Here is a 15,212-nt window from a genome sequence, read left to right on the forward strand (position 1 = left end):
AGATGAGACACCTTTTCCGCCCCGTCAGGTGCGTCGATGCGTGACTCTTTCCGCACGCGTTCGGAGCTCAAGGTCGACGGCGGGGCGTGGGAGATCCGTAGCCTCGCCGGGCTCTCCACCGCTGCGCGGCTCCCGTTGTCGCTCCGGCTGCTGTTGGAGAACCTCCTGCGCAACGAGAACGGCGAGGACGTCACCGCCGACCGGATCGAGGCGCTGCGCGCGTGGCGCCCCGGTGAGCCGGGTCCCGAGGTCGCCTTCACCCCGTCGCGGGTGCTGCTGCAGGACCTGTCCGGTGTCCCGGTCGTTCTCGACATCGTCGCGATGCGGGAACGTGTGGCGCAGCTGGGTGGGGACCCCGCCCTGGTCGCTCCGCGCGTCCCGACCGACCTCGTGGTCGACCACTCGGTGATCGTCGACGTCGCGGGCCGGGCGGACGCGGCGGCCGTCAACACCGGGTTGGAGTACGCGCGCAACGCCGAGCGCTACGCGTTCCTCCGGGGCGCGCAGGAGGCGTTCGACAACTTCCGGATCGTCCCGCCCGGGCACGGCATCTGCCACCAGGTCAACCTCGAGCACCTCGCCACCGTCGTGACCGGGCGCCCGGGCGGCGCCGGGAGGCGCGAGGCGTTCCCCGACACCCTGGTCGGCACCGACTCGCACACGACGATGGTCAACGGGCTCGGTGTCCTGGGCTGGGGGGTCGGGGGCATCGAGGCCGAGGCCGCGATGCTCGGCCGTGCCCTGTCGATGCGGGTCCCGGCGGTGGTCGGCGTGCGTCTCACCGGCGCGCCGCGGCCGGGCGTGACCTCGACCGACCTCGTGCTGACGGTGACCGAGACCCTGCGCGGGGTCGGCGTCGTGGCGGGTTTCGTGGAGTTCTTCGGCCCCGGCGTCGCCGCGTTGCCGGTCGAGGCGCGGGCGACCGTGGCGAACATGAGTCCCGAGTACGGCTCGACCTGCGCGTTGTTCCCGGTCGACGACCGCACGCTGGAGTACCTGCGGCTCACCGCGCGTCCCGAGCCGCAGATCCGGCTCGTGGAGCGCTACGCCCGTGAACAGGGGTTGTGGGGCGACCCCGGCTCCGAGGCCGACTACGACCGGGTCGTCGAGCTGGACCTCGCCCGGGTGCGGCCCTCGGTCGCGGGCCCGTTCCGCCCGCACGACCGGTTGTCGCCGTCCGATGTGCCCGCCGCGGTCGCCGGGGCCCGGCGACCGCGGGCCGGGAGCGGGGTCGGCGTGGTGCCCGCCGCGGGGGCGACGCCGCCGGAGGCGATCGGCGACGGATCCGTCGTCATCGCCGCGATCACGAGCTGCACCAACACCTCGGCACCGGCGGTGATGATCGGCGCGGGCCTGCTGGCGCGCAACGCGGTGCGCCGCGGGATGCGCCCGAAGCCGTGGGTACGGACCTCCCTCGCGCCCGGGTCGGCGGTCGTGGCCGGCTACCTGGCGGCCGCCGGGCTGCAGACCGACCTCGACGCGCTCGGCTTCCAGCTCGTGGGCTTCGGCTGCACCACGTGCAGCGGCAACTCGGGTCCGCTCGACGAGTCGGTCCGGCGTGCCGTGCGCGAGGGTGATCTGGACGTGGCGGCGGTGCTCAGCGGCAACCGCAACTTCGCCGGGCGGATCCACCCCGAGGTGCGGATGAGCTTCCTGGCGTCACCGCCGCTGGTCGTCGCCTACGCGCTGGCCGGCACGACCGTCGTGGACGTCGCCACCGATCCGCTCGGGGTCGACGGCGACGGCCGGCCGGTCCACCTCGCCGACCTCTGGCCGACCGATGACGAGATCCGCAGGCTGACCGACGAGGTCCTGAGCGCCGACCTCTACCGCGACCGGTACCGGGACGTCTTCGACGGCGACGAACGGTGGAACGCTCTCGCGCCGTCCGGGGCCGGCGTCGGGTGGCACGAGTCCTCGACCTACATCCGGAGGCCGCCCTTCTTCGACGACGTCGACCGCATGGATCCGGTGCCCGAGGACCTGACGGGTGCCCGGGCGCTCCTGCACCTGGACGACTTCGTCACCACCGACCACATCTCCCCGGTCGGGCCCATCCGGCCGGAGTCCGATGCGGGCCGGTACCTGCTCGGCCGCGGTGTCGGAGCGGCCGGGCTGCACAACTTCGGCGCCCGCCGCGGCAACCACGAGGTCATGGTGCGGGGCACGTTCACCAACCCGCACCTGCACAACCGGCTGACCCCTGACGCCCCCGGCGGCACGACCGTCCACCTGCCCTCCGGCGAGCGGACGACGGTGTTCGAGGCGGCGCAGCGCTACCGCTCGGACGGGACTCCGCTGGTCGTCCTGGCCGGCAGCGAGTACGGCACCGGGTCGTCGCGGGACTGGGCCGCCAAGGGCACCCGGATGCTGGGTGTCCGGGCCGTCCTCGCCCGGTCCTTCGAACGTATCCACCGCTCCAACCTGGTCGGGACGGGTGTGCTGCCGCTGCAGTTCGCCGGGGGTGAATCCACGGACACCCTGGGCCTCGACGGCCGCGAGACGTACGCGATCACCGGCCTCGCGGACGGCACCCGCCCGCGCCACCTGACCGTCACCGCCCGTGGGACCGGCGGCACCAGGAGCTTCCGGGTGCTGGTCCGGCTGGACACCCCCGTGGAGTGGGAGCTGTTCCGCCACGGCGGGATCGGCGCCGACTTCGTGCGGGGGCTCGTCACCTGAGCCGCCGTCCGGCGGGGGCTCCGCCGGTCCGAGCACCACCCACCACCGCACACGGGACGGCCCACGGGCCCGTCCCGCAGCTTCGAGGAGGAAGCACGATGGAGGTAACCGTACGGGGCCTCGTCCTGGACTACGGCGGAGCCGTGGCCGTTCGGGATCTCGATCTCGACGTCGCCGCGGGGGAGTCGATCGTCCTGCTCGGACAGTCCGGCTGCGGCAAGACGAGCACCATGCGCTGCATCGCGGGTCTCGAGGAACCCACCCACGGGACCATCACGATCGGCGACCGCACGGTGTTCGACGCCGCGGCCGGCAGTTCGGTACCCGCGCACCGGCGCAACGTCGGGATGGTGTTCCAGTCCTACGCCGTCTGGCCACACCGCACGGTGGAGGAGAACGTCCTGTTCCCGCTGCGGATGGCCGGTGTCGACCGGGCGGCGGCGCGGGTGACCGCCCGGCAGGTGCTCGCGTCGGTCGGACTCGACCACCTGGCGGACCGGGGCGCCAGCAAGCTCTCCGGAGGGCAGATGCAGCGGGTCGCGCTCGCGCGCAGCATCGCGATGCGCCCCGCCGTGCTGCTGCTCGACGAGCCGCTGTCCAACCTGGACGCGCGGTTGCGCGACGACCTGCGGGTGGAGCTGCGCCGCATCCAGCAGGAGCAGAACCTGACCAGCATCTACGTCACGCACGACCAGACCGAGGCACTGGCCCTGGCGGACCGGGTCGCGATCATGCAGCGCGGCCGTATCACCCAGCTGAGCAGCCCGGAGGAGCTCTACTCGCGGCCCGCGAGCGTGTCGATCGCGCAGTTCCTCGGGGTGTCGAACGTGTACCCGGTGCAGGAGGGCGGCGACGGCGTCGTCCGGCTGGCCGACTACGTCGCGCTGCACACCGCGCACCGGGGCGCCGTCGAGGACCGCAGCGCCTGCGTCCGGCCGGAGGCGGTCGTGGTGGCCGCCGGAGCGGCGCCGGGGACGCCGGGGGTGAACGAGCTGGACGGTGTCCTGCGCGCCCGCAGCTACCAGGGGGCGCTGACCCGGATGTCGGTGGCCCTGCCCGGTGGGCTGCTCGTCGACTCGGTCCGGCCCTCCGCGTCGGTGGCCGGGATCGAGCCCGGGGCGTCCGTGCGGGTCACGGTCGACCCGGACGATGTCCAGGTCCTGCCGGCCGAGGTCGACGACGCCCGCACCTCCGTCGAGGGGTGGGCGGCGTGACCCTGACCGACCCGCGTTCGAGCGCCTCCGGCGATCCGGAGGCCGGGGCCGCCGTCGCCACTGGGCAGGCACCGCCGCCGCGGGCCGCGGGCCGCGGCTCCCGGCACCGGCGCCGCTGGGCGCTCAGCGGCCCGCTCCTGCTCCTGCTGGCCGTCATGATCGTGCTGCCCGCGGCCTACATCCTGGTCGCGGCGTTCAGCACGAACTCACCGCGACCGGGCAGCTCGCCGGGTGCCCCGACCCTCGGCAACTTCGCGATCCTGGCCGACGAGTCCTTCCTGGCCGGCCTGGTCAACTCCCTGGTCATCGCCGTGGGCGGGACGGCGCTGGCGCTGCTGATCGGGGGGACGCTGGCGTTCCTCGCCGCCCGCTCCGACATCCGGTGCCGCGGCCTGGTGTTCGCGATCGGGCTGATGCCGCTGTTCCTGCCGTCCTACGTGGGGGCGCTGGCGTGGTCGATGCTGGGCAGCCCGCGTTCTGGACTGCTCAACATCGGGTTCCGGGACCTCGGCCTGCCGCTGTCGGTGGACCTGTACGGCCTCGGCGGCACCCTGTTCGTGCTGGCGCTGTTCTACGCGCCGTACCCGTTCCTGCTGATCCACAGCGCGATGTCGATGATGAACCCGGACCTGGAGGACGCCGCCTCGATCCACGGCGGGTCCACCCTCCGGATGCTGCGCGAGGTCACGGTGCCGCTGGCGATGCCGGCGGTCCTCGGCTCCGGGCTGCTGGTCTTCGTGCTGATCCTGGAGAACTTCCCGGTCGCGCAGGTGCTCGCGACGCCGGCGGGCGTCGACACCATGCCGACCTACCTCTACCAGCTGATGAACGACTCCCCGGTGCGCGGCAACGAGGCGGCCGCGATCGCGGTCGTCCTCGTCGCGGTCGTGGCGGTGGTCACCTGGTTGCAGCGCCGTGCCCTCGCGCGGCGCTCCTACACCACGGTGTCCGGCAAGGGGGTGCGTGCCCGCCGGGTCGCGCTGGGGCGCTGGCGCGGACCCGCACTGGCCGCAGCACTCGTCTACCTCGTCCTGACGATCGTGCTCCCGGTCCTGGCCCTCGTGCTGGTCTCCGTGCGCCGCTCGGCCTACATGGAGTCGTTCGCCGAGCTGGCGGCACCCGGAGCACTGGACGTCACGGCCTACGCCCAGGTCGTGAGCTCCAGCCTGTTCGCGACGGTCACCGCCAACAGCGTGCTGGTGAGCGTCGTCGCGGCCGCGGTGGGGACGGTGCTGGCGTTCCTCGTCGCGTACTCGGTCCACCGGACCCGTGCCGCCGGCGGCGGCCTGCTCGAGGGGGTGTCGATGGTGCCGCTGGCGATCCCGGCGATCGTCCTCGGCATGGGTCTGCTGTGGACCTGGCTGACGATGCCGGTCCCGCTCTACGGGACCCTCGCCCTGCTCATGATCGCCTTCGTCGCGGTCCAGATGCCGCAGGGCCTGCGCAGCATGGCGGCGGCCATCCGCTCGACCGACCGCGACCTGGAGGACAGCGCGGTGATGCTGGGCGCGAACCGGCCGCGGGCGGTGCTGCACGTGACCGTGCCCCTGCTGCGGGTCGCGCTGTCCTCGACGTTCCTGCTGCTGCTCATGCTCAGCATGCGGGAGCTCACGGTGCCGCTGCTCATCTACACGAGCCGGACCAACATCCTGTCCATCGCCATCTTCGACCAATTCGAGAACGGTGGTGCGCTGCAGCAGGCCGCCGTGCTCAGCGTGATCTACGTGGCGATCATGATGGTGCTCTCCTACCTGCCGCGGCGCTTCGGGGGACAGACCAATGTCTGACACACGGATCCTCCGCGGACGCGGCGTCGTCCTGACGGTGCTGGTCGGGGCGCTGCTCGGCCTGACCGGGTGCGGTACCGCGGCGTCCAGCACCACCGACATCGCCCCTCCGGCGGCGGTGGACCGGTCCGACGGCCTGCGGATCGACGGGGAGCTGGTCGCCGACCGTGAGCTGTACGAGGCGGCCCGGGGTGGCTCGGTCACGCTCTACACGTCGGGCAGCCAGCAGTCGGAGACCGCGATCAGCGAGCGGTTCACCGAGGAGACCGGGATCCCGCTGACCTTCACCCGGCTCGCCACGGCCAAGATGACCGAGCGGGTGCAGAGCCTGGCCGGCGCGGACCGGCTCGACGCCGACGTGATCAGGACCGCCGACCCGGCCTTCGCCGACCGGCTGGCCCGATCCGGGGTGCTCGTGCCCTACGATCCGCCGTCGGTCGACGCGCTCGTCGCCGCCGGTGCGATGCAGGCCGGTCGTCCGGTGATCTCCTGCTACTCGATGGCCTACGCCTTCGCCTACAACAACCGCGTCGTGCCGCCGCAACAGGCCCCGCGGCGGTGGGCGGACCTGCTCGACCCCCGGTGGGGCGACGGCAGGCTGGGCACCGCCCGGCCGACCGGGGCGGGGTCCGCGCCGACCGACTTCGTGAACCGGCACTTCGGGCCGCAGTACTGGCAGCGGATGGCCGCGAACGGGGTCCGGGTCTTCGACGCCGGCGTGGCGGTGCAGGCCGACGCGCTCGCCCGCGGGGAGATCGCGGTCGGCACCTTCCCGGCGGACGTGGCGTTCGCGGCCGGGCGGGCGGGCGCCCCGATCACCTTCGTCGTGCCCGAGGATCCCGACGCGAAGCTGTCGCTGGCGGTGCTGAGCCTGGGGATGACGCCGGTGGGGCTGGAGAACCCGGCGGCCCGGGTGTTCGTGAACTGGTCGATGTCGAAGGCGGCGCAGCGGTTCGCCGCCGCGCAGGCCTACGTCCCGGCCCGCACCGACCTCGGCCCGTTGCCCGACGTGCCGTTCGGCCTGCCCCAGCTGGGGACACCGGGCGTGGAGCCGTTCACCCTCGCCGACCAGCTGGCCCGCAAGGACGAGGCGCTCGCGATCTGGAACGCGGCGTTCCGGTTCCGGCCGGGAAGCTGAGCGGCCGTGGGACGGGGAGCGTGATGACGCAGCGGTGGGTACCCGCGGTGTTCGTGCGCGGGGGCACGAGCAAGGGGCTGTTCTTCCACGACCGTGACCTGCCCGCGGACGGCGCCGAGCGGGACGCCCTGTTCCTGGCGGCGCTGGGCAGCCCCGACCCCCACGGCCGCCAGCTCGACGGGATGGGCGGTGGTCTGTCGTCGCTGTCCAAGGTCGTCGTCGTGCGGCAGGCCGGGGAGCCGGACGTCGACGTCGAGTACGCCTTCTCCCAGGTCGACGTGGGCACCGCGGTGGTGGACCACTCGACCAACTGCGGGAACCTGTCGTCGGCGGTGGGGCCGTTCGCGGTCGACGAGGGACTGGTCGCCGTGGCCGACGGCGAGGTCACCCTCCGGCTGCGCAACACCGACACCGGGGCGTTGATCCACTCCACCTTCCGGGTGACCGACGGGGTCGCCGACACCGCCGGCGGCCTGAGGATCCCGGGGGTGGCGGGCCGGGGAGCTCCGATCGAGCTGCGCTACCTCGACCCCGCCGGTTCCCGGACCGGACGGCTGCTGCCCACCGGCCGGGTGTGCGACGAGCTGCGGACCGCCGCCGGCGCGGTCCGTGTCTCACTGGTCGACGCGGCGATGCCGACCGTGTTCGTGGCGGCCGCGGACGTGGGTCTCACCGGGGCCGAGACCCCGGAGGCCCTCGACGCCGCGTCGGAGCTCCCGGTGCTGGACGCGGTCCGCCGGGCCGGGGCCGTCGCGATGGGACTGTGCGACGACCCGGCCGACGCGCCGCTCGGGGCACCGAAGATCGCGGTGGTCGCCCCGGCCCGCGGGTTCCTCGCGGGCGACGGCTCGGCGTACGCGGCCCGGGACACCGATCTGCTGGTGCGGGCGGTGTCGATGGGCCGGGCGCACCGGGCCCTCCCGGGCACCGTGGCGATGTGCTGCGCGGTCGCCGCCCGGTTGCCGGGCGGCCTCGTGCACGAGCTCGCCGCCGGACCCGCTACCGGGTCGCCGGTGCGTATCGGCTGCCCGTCCGGCGTGGTCACGGCGGACGCGCAGGTCGAGGCACGGGGCCCGGAGGTATCGGTCCGGTCGGCGTCGCTGTTCCGCACCGCCCGTCCGCTGATGCGGGGAGCGGTCGCGCTCGGGTGAGTCACCCCGACCGACTAAGACTGTCAGAAGACATCTGTCGTACGACAGATACTTGTGTACCGTGGTGGTGTGGACGACGACCAGGAGACCCGGCTGTTCGAGCTGGCCGACCGCATCCTCGCGGTCGGCAGGCTCATCCATGCGTCGAAGGAGCCCGCGTTCGCCGGGCAGAGCTGGACCCCGCTGGAGAGCGCGGTGATGCGCGTAGTCGACCGGGAGCCGGGCATCACCGCCGGTGCTGTCGCCCGGGCGACCCGGCTGATCTCCAGCAACACCAGCCGCGCGCTGCGCAACCTCGAGGCCAAGGGCCTGGTGCGGCGCGTGTCCGACCCCGACGACGCGCGCCGGGTCCTCCTGTACCCGACCGACCGCGCCGAGCAGAACCTGCGCGAGCTGCGTCGCATCTGGAGCGAGCTGCTCGACGGGGTCGCCGACGACCCCGCGGGGATCGACGCGGCCGTCGTCCTGCTGCGCCGGATCGAGAACGGGCTCGCCGGCGACCCCCGCACCGACACCCAGGAGCAGACATGACCGACCGCACCGCACTCGTCGTCGGGGCCTCGCGCTCACTCGGGCTCGCCCTGGCGGGCGAACTCGCCGAGCGGGGGTTCGACGTCGTCGCCACCGTGCGTGGTGAGACCCCGGAGGCCCTCGCGGCACTCGCCGACCGGACCAGGCGGGTGACCGTCGAGCACCTCGACATCACCGACACCGGGCAGATCGACGCGCTGCGCGAGCGGCTCGGCGACCGCCGGATCGACCTGTTGTTCGTCAACGCCGGCATCACCGACGCCGACGTGCCGGCCGCGCAGGTGCCCACCGAGGTGTTCGTCGAGGTCATGGTGACCAACGCGCTGAGCCCGATGCGGGTCGTCGAGGGGCTCGCCCCGCTGGTCCCGCCCACCGGCACGATCGGGGTCATGTCGTCGCGGCAGGGCAGCATCGGGTTCAACACCCGGGGCGGGCACGAGGTCTACCGGGCGAGCAAGTCCGCGCTCAACCAGCTCATGCGCAGCTACGCCGCCCGGACGGCGCAGGACCCGCGCACCCTGCTGCTCCTGCACCCGGGGTGGGTGCAGACCGAGCTGGGCGGCCCCGGGGCCCGGCTGACCGTCGCGGAGAGCGCGCGCGGGGTGGCCGAGGTCCTGGTGGGCCACGCGCACGACGGCGGCCTGCAGTTCCTCGACCACACCGGCGCGGTCGTCCCCTGGTGAGCCCCGGCACGCCTCACGGTCAGGACAGGTGCGACACCTCCGGCCGGGACTTGTGGCCGTTGTCGTCGCCGACCGCTCCCTGGGCGCCCCGCGGGTCGCACTCCTCGCTCCCGGCCACGCCGAGCCGGACCACCACCGACTTCGACGCCGGCTGGTTGCTCTTCAGCGCGGTGGCGTCGAGCGGGACCAGCGGGTTTGTCTCCGGGTAGTACGCCGCCGCGGTACCCCGCGGGACGTCGTAGGCCACCAGGCGGAAGTCGGACGCGCAGCGCACGTGCTCGTCGCCCTCCCAGCGCGTGATCAGGTCCACGTGGTCGCCTTCGGAGTACCCGAGCGCGGCGATGTCCTCGCGGTGGCAGAACACGACCCGGCGCCCGCCCTCGATGCCGCGGTAGCGGTCCGACAGGCCGTAGATGGTGGTGTTGAACTGGTCGTGGCTGCGCAGGGTCTGGAGCAGCAGGTGCCCGTCGGGCACCTCGAGGACCTCGATCGGCGACACCGCGAACTCGCCGCGTCCGGACCCGGTCTCGAAGGTCCGCGAGTCCCGCGGCGGGTGCGGCAGCACGAACCCACCGGGGCGACGGACGTTCACCTCGTAGCTCTCGCAGCCGGTCACGACGCGGGAGATGTGGTCGCGGATGCGGCGGTAGTCCCCACGCATCGCCGCCCAGTCGATGCCGTACCGGTCGCCCAGGGTGGCCTCGGCGATCCCGGTGAGGATCGCGACCTCCGAGCGCAGGTGCGGGCTCGCCGGCGGCAGCGGGCCGCGGGACGAGTGCACGGAGCACGTGGAGTCCTCGACCGAGACGAACTGCGGTCCGGACTCCTGGACGTCGCGCTCGGTCCGGCCCAGGGTGGGCAGGATCAGCGCGGTCCGGCCGCCGTGCAGGTGCGACCGGTTGATCTTCGTCGAGATCTGCACGGTCAGCCGGGTGCCGGTCAGCGCCGCGGTCGTGACGTCGGTGTCCGGTGCGGCCTGCAGGAAGTTGCCGCCGAGGCCGACGAAGACCTTGACCTTCCGGTCACGCATGGCCCGGATGCTGTCGACGGTGTCCAGGCCGTGCTCACGGGGCGGGTCGAACGCGAACTCGGCCTGCAGGGCGTCGAGGAAGGAGTCCGGGACGCGCTCCCAGATGCCCATCGTCCGGTCGCCCTGGACGTTGGAGTGGCCGCGGACCGGGAAGAGCCCGGCGCCCGGACGGCCGATGTTGCCCTGGGCCAGGGCGACGTTGACGACCTCCTTGATCGTCGCGACGCCGTTGCGGTGCTGGGTCAGACCCATCGCCCAGCAGAAGACGGTCTTGCGCGAGTCCCGCAACAGGGCCGCGGCCCGGGTGATGTCGGCCCAGGACAGCCCGGTGGACCGGGTGACGGCGTCGCGGTCGATCGCGGCGACGTGGTCGCGCCAGGCGTCGAAGCCGCTGGTGTGCCGGTCGAGGAACTCGTGGTCCAGGGCGTCCCACTCGACGAGCAGTGAGCCGATGGCCTGGAACAGCGCGAGGTCGCCGTTGACCCGGACCGGCAGGTGGAGGTCGGAGATGTCGGTGCCGCGTCCGAGGACGCCCGTCGGGGTCTGCGGGTTCTTGAACCGCATCAGCCCGGCCTCGCGCAGCGGGTTGATCGTGAGGATCGTGGCGCCGTTGCGCTTGGCGTGCTCAAGCTGGGTCAGCATCCGCGGATGGTTGGTGCCCGGGTTCTGCCCGGCGATGACGATCACGTCCGCCTCGAGCAGGTCGGGCAGCGTCACGCTGGCCTTGCCGATCCCGATCGACTCCTGCAGGGCGATCGAGGTCGACTCGTGACACATGTTCGAGCAGTCGGGCAGGTTGTTCGTCCCGAACGCCCTGGCGAAGAGCTGGTAGACGAACGCGGCCTCGTTGGACGCCCGGCCGGAGGTGTAGAAGGTGGCCTCGCCGGGGTCGTCCAGGTCGTTCAGCTCGTCGCCGATCAGCCGGAACGCCGCGTCCCAGCCGATCGGCTCGTAGTGGGTCCCGCCCGGTCGCCGGACCATGGGATGGGTGATCCGGCCCTGCTGGCCGAGCCAGTACTCCGACCGCTCGTCGAGCTCGGCGACGCTGTGGCGGGCGAAGAACTCCGGGGTCGCGCGCCGCGTCGTCGCCTCCTCGGCGATCGCCTTCGCGCCGTTCTCGCAGAACTCGGCCACCGAGCGGTGCCCGGGGTCGGGGTCCGGCCAGGCGCAGCTGGTGCAGTCGAAGCCCTCGGCCTGGTTCAGCTCGAGCAGCGTGCGCGCGGTGCGGGACGGTCCCATCCGCTCCAGCGACCGCTTCATCGACACCGCGACGGCCGTCGCCCCGACGGCGTGGTCCTCGGGCGTGCCGACCTCCAGGTCGGCCTCCGAGTAGTCGTCGCTGTGTCCGTCCATGGGGCTACCTCCGCGTTCGACGACCGTCGGGCGGCGCCCCGTCGGGGGCGCGCCCGCTGTGGACGCGCTACCCGGCCGGAGCGATCCCAACCGTCCACGGACCCGATCGGGGCCGGACCGGTGGCGTGCGCCGGGGCCGCCCCCGGGGAGAAGATCACGCAGGGTCACCGGTCGGCGGTCCGTCGACCACCGGTCGTCCCGGTCGCCGCGCCCGGCGTCCCCGGTCGCCCGGTTGTCGTGGCGGGCAAGCGGATCCGCCTCGTCCCGCGGCGGTCGATCGTTGTCCGGGATGTGGTGCACGCCGACCGGGAGCCCGGCGTGCGGCACCGGCCGGTCCGAGGCGCGTCGCCCCCGCCAGGGCGGTACGTCCCGGACCGGCCGTCCCCTCGGCCGGGGCGTCGTCCGACGGTCGCGGGGCCGAGCCCGCACCGGCGGAGCACGCCGATCGGATCCGAAGGAGCCTCAGGTGGACATCCTCGACGTCCGGGACGAGCTGTTCCGGCACCGCCCCGCGCGGGCCGACATCGGACGTGCGGAGGCGGCGACGACACTCCGGTTCGCCTGCGCCGGGACCCTCGACCGGACCGTCGGGGCGGCATCGGTCCCGGTGCTGGACGTCCCCGCCGGGTGCGCGCGCGCCGTCGGTCGCCTGGCCCGGCAGATCACCGACCTGTTCGAGATCCCCGTCGTCCGGCTGTCGGCCGAGTCCCTCCGGGTCGTCGCACGGGTCCCGGAGCTGGCCCGTCGCACCCGGCTGTGCGACAGCACCGGCCGCTGGGTGCGCGGCCTGCCGCCGCCGGTCGTCGCGGGCGACGACGCGGTCCTGGCCGGGGCCTGGCGCGCCGCGTTCCTGGCGGCCGGGGCGCTCGGCGGCCGCGGCCGGGCCGGGCTGGAGCTGCTCTGCCCGTCCCCGGAGACGGCGATGGCGCTCACCGGAGCGGCCCGGCGCCTCGGCGTCGCCGCGCTGACCCGCCCCGGCATCCACGGCGACCGCGTCGTCGTCCGCGACCCCGTCGACGTGCGCGCGGTGCTCGGCCGGATGGGTGCGCCGCGCGCGGCGCAGGCGTGGACCCCCGACCTGCGGCGCGGGACCGGGGAGGTGCCGGTGAGCGGCGCGCTGCACGACGCCAACCGGGAGCGCGCCTCCCAGGCCGCGGCGATGACGACCCTGCGCGTCCAGGCGCTGCTGGCGGACCCGCCCGCAGGGGTGCCCGAGCGACTGCTGGCCACCGGCCTGCTGCGGGCCCGCAACCCGGAGCTGTCGTTGCAGGAGCTGGGCCGCCTCGCCGACCCGCCGATGACCAAGGACGCGATCGCCGGGCGGCTGCGCCGGCTGCTCGAGCACACCGAGCGCCTCACCCGCTGAGCGCCCTGCCCGACGGCCCGGCCCGCCGTCGCTCAGCCGCGGGCCGCGACGACCCCGGCCGCGGCCAGCGGTGCGGTCGCCTCGCCCACGGTCGCAAACCCGTCGCCGCGGGTGTCGCCGCGCAGGTGCCGGGCGTGGATGCCCTCGGCGATGACGGCGACCTTGAGGTAGGCCAGGCCGCGGTGGAACGCCCAGTCCCGCGGCTCGCGCCCGGACGCCGCGGCGTAGCGCTCCACCAGCTCGTCGGCACCCGGCATCCGGGGGCTGGTGGAGGCCGCGGCCCCGGCCAGGACCGGGGCGAACACGGGGTCGCCGTAGACGACGTGCAGGGCCAGGTCGGCCAGCGGGTCGCCGAGGGTGGCCATCTCCCAGTCGACCAGGGCGCGCACCACGGTGGGGTCGTCGCGGTCGAGGATGGCGTTGTCGATACGGAAGTCCCCGTGCACGACGGCGTGGTCGCTCTCGGCCGGGCAGCTCGCCTCGAGCAGACCGTGCAGGGTGTCCACGTCGGGCAGCTCGCGGGTGGCGACGCGCTGCCACTGGCCGTACCAGCGCTCGACCTGGCGGCGCAGGTACCCGGCGGGGCGGCCCAGCTCGGACAACGGGCCGGTGGCGACGTCGACGGCGTGCAGCGCGGCGAGGGTGTCGACCAGGGAGAACGCGGTCGCCCGCACGCCTGCGTCGTCGAGGGCGGCGAGGTCGTCCTCACTGCGCACCACGATCCCGTCGACGAACCCGGTGAGCGCGAACGGCACCCCCAGCACCGACGCGTCGGCCAGCGCGACCGCCGGTGCCACCGGGACCCCGGACCCGGCGAGGGCGGCGACGACCCGGTACTCGCGGCCCATGTCGTGCGCGGACGGGGTCAGCGTGCCGAGTGGGGGGCGGCGCAGGATCCAGACGTGTTCCCCGTCGGTGACCCGGTAGGTGAGGTTGGACCGCCCGCCGGAGACGAGCTCGGCGGTGACCCCGCCGCGGTAGCCGTCGACGTGCCGGTGCAGGAACGCGTCCAGCGCGGTCAGGTCCAGGCCGTCGGGGGTCATCGGGTGGCCCGCGCGACGGTGCGGCGGGCGATCGACCAGCGGTGGGTCTCCGAGGGGCCGTCGTAGATGCGGAACGGGCGCACCTCGCGCAGGAACCGGCTCAGCAGCACGTCCCCGGAGACGCCGCGGCCGCCGTTGAGCTGCAGGGCCCGGTCGACGACCCGCCACACGGCCTCCGCGGTGAAGGTCTTGGCGATCGAGACCTCCATCCCGGCGGGGCGGCCCTGGTCGAGCTCCCAGCAGGCGCGCAGGACCAGCCCGCGCGCGGCGGCGATGTCGATCTCGTTGTCGGCGATCATCGCCTGCGCCATGCCGAGGTCGGCCAGCCGTGACCCGAACACCTGCCGCTCCGCCGCCCAGGCCACGGCGATGTCCTGGGCGCGGCGCGCGATGCCCAGCCAGCGCATGCAGTGGGTCAACCGGGCCGGGCCGAGACGGACCTGGGCGTAGCGGTAGCCCTCGTCGACCTCACCCAGCACGGCGTCGTCGGTGACGCGGCAGTCGGAGAACCCGACCTCCAGGTGCCCGCCGTAGAGCGACTCGTCCAGCGTCGGGATGTGCCGGCCGATCGTCATGCCGGGGTTGTCGGCGTCGACGAGGAACATCGTCGCACCACCACGGTCACCGGGCACGCCGCTGGTGCGGGCCATGACGATGGCGAACGCGGCGCCGTCGGCGCCGGTGATGAACCACTTCCGGCCGTCGATCCGCCAGCCGCCGTCGACCCGGGTGGCCGTGGTGGACAGTGCGTCGGGGTCGGACCCGGCGCCGGGGGAGGGCTCGGTCATCGCGAAGCACGAGCGCACGTCCCCGGCGGCGAGCGGGGCGAGGTAGCGGACCTTCTGGTCCTCCGAGGCGATCCGCTCGAGCAGGTGGATGTTGCCCTCGTCGGGCGCGGCGATGTTCAGCGCGATCGGGCCGAGCAGCGAGTACCCGGCCTCGGTGAACACCGCGGCGCGGCCGCACATGTCCAGGCCGTGCCCGCCGAACTCGGGGGCGGCGTGCGGGGCGAACACCCCCGCGGCGCGGGCGGCGTCCTGCAGCCGGACCCGCTCCCCGTCCGACGGCAGGACGCCGCCGTGGGCCTCCTCGACCGGGACCACCACCTCCCGGACGAAGCGTGCCGTCCGCTCCGCGAGGTCCTGCACGTGCGCGTCCTGGGCGAGGTCGACCGCCATGTCTCCTCCATCGGCTAATGACTATTAGCCATCTTGTAGCAGCATCGCGGCAGCCG

11 protein-coding genes are annotated in these 15,212 nt (G+C 73.9%); 8 read left to right on the top strand and 3 right to left on the bottom strand.

Annotated features, from left to right (window positions below; translation table 11 throughout):
• The first annotated feature begins 36 nt into the window (after positions 1-36).
• From acnA to ND486_RS27945, 7 genes are all read left to right on the top strand, one after another.
• On the top strand, positions 37-2,682 hold the full coding sequence (gene acnA, locus ND486_RS27915; RefSeq protein ID WP_251787293.1) for an aconitate hydratase AcnA: 2,646 nt from the start codon (positions 37-39) through the stop codon (positions 2,680-2,682).
• Between the two features lie 98 nt (positions 2,683-2,780).
• Positions 2,781-3,896, top strand: coding sequence for an ABC transporter ATP-binding protein (locus tag ND486_RS27920; protein WP_251787294.1), 1,116 nt, complete (start codon positions 2,781-2,783; stop codon positions 3,894-3,896).
• On the top strand, positions 3,893-5,683 hold the full coding sequence (locus ND486_RS27925; RefSeq protein WP_251787295.1) for an iron ABC transporter permease: 1,791 nt from the start codon (positions 3,893-3,895) through the stop codon (positions 5,681-5,683). Before ND486_RS27920 ends, ND486_RS27925 begins: the two co-directional genes overlap by 4 nt.
• Positions 5,676-6,821: an ABC transporter substrate-binding protein gene (locus ND486_RS27930; RefSeq protein ID WP_251787296.1), complete on the top strand. Its 1,146-nt coding sequence runs from the start codon at positions 5,676-5,678 to the stop codon at positions 6,819-6,821. The genes ND486_RS27925 and ND486_RS27930 overlap by 8 nt, the downstream gene beginning before the upstream one ends.
• A 23-nt stretch (positions 6,822-6,844) precedes the next feature.
• Positions 6,845-7,972 (top strand): 2-methylaconitate cis-trans isomerase PrpF family protein, encoded by a 1,128-nt coding sequence (locus tag ND486_RS27935; protein WP_251787297.1) that lies wholly within the window; start codon positions 6,845-6,847, stop codon positions 7,970-7,972.
• Positions 7,973-8,041: 69 nt separating this feature from the next.
• Positions 8,042-8,503 carry a MarR family transcriptional regulator gene (locus ND486_RS27940; RefSeq protein ID WP_251787298.1) on the top strand — a complete coding sequence of 154 codons (462 nt, stop codon included), beginning with the start codon at positions 8,042-8,044 and terminating at the stop codon, positions 8,501-8,503.
• Entirely contained in the window at positions 8,500-9,186 is a 687-nt protein-coding gene (locus ND486_RS27945) for an SDR family oxidoreductase (RefSeq protein WP_251787299.1), read from the top strand. The genes ND486_RS27940 and ND486_RS27945 overlap by 4 nt, the downstream gene beginning before the upstream one ends.
• Positions 9,187-9,205: 19 nt before the next feature.
• Here the strand turns inward: ND486_RS27945 and ND486_RS27950 are convergent, their stop codons facing one another.
• Complete coding sequence (locus ND486_RS27950; protein ID WP_251787300.1) at positions 9,206-11,569, bottom strand: FdhF/YdeP family oxidoreductase; 2,364 nt, start codon at positions 11,567-11,569, stop codon at positions 9,206-9,208.
• 466 nt (positions 11,570-12,035) lie between these two features.
• Here ND486_RS27950 and whiA point away from each other — a divergent pair, with 466 nt between their 5' ends.
• On the top strand, positions 12,036-12,935 hold the full coding sequence (gene whiA, locus ND486_RS27955; RefSeq protein WP_251787301.1) for a DNA-binding protein WhiA: 900 nt from the start codon (positions 12,036-12,038) through the stop codon (positions 12,933-12,935).
• A 32-nt stretch (positions 12,936-12,967) separates the two neighbouring features.
• Here the strand turns inward: whiA and ND486_RS27960 are convergent, their stop codons facing one another.
• Positions 12,968-13,978 (bottom strand): phosphotransferase family protein, encoded by a 1,011-nt coding sequence (locus ND486_RS27960; protein WP_251787302.1) that lies wholly within the window; start codon positions 13,976-13,978, stop codon positions 12,968-12,970.
• Positions 13,975-15,156 carry an acyl-CoA dehydrogenase family protein gene (locus ND486_RS27965; protein ID WP_251787303.1) on the bottom strand — a complete coding sequence of 394 codons (1,182 nt, stop codon included), beginning with the start codon at positions 15,154-15,156 and terminating at the stop codon, positions 13,975-13,977. Before ND486_RS27965 ends, ND486_RS27960 begins: the two co-directional genes overlap by 4 nt.
• Positions 15,157-15,212: the final 56 nt, after the last annotated feature.

This window comes from Pseudonocardia sp. DR1-2, from assembly GCF_023717215.1.
In the GTDB taxonomy this organism is placed as follows: Bacteria; Actinomycetota; Actinomycetes; order Mycobacteriales; family Pseudonocardiaceae; genus Pseudonocardia; species Pseudonocardia alni.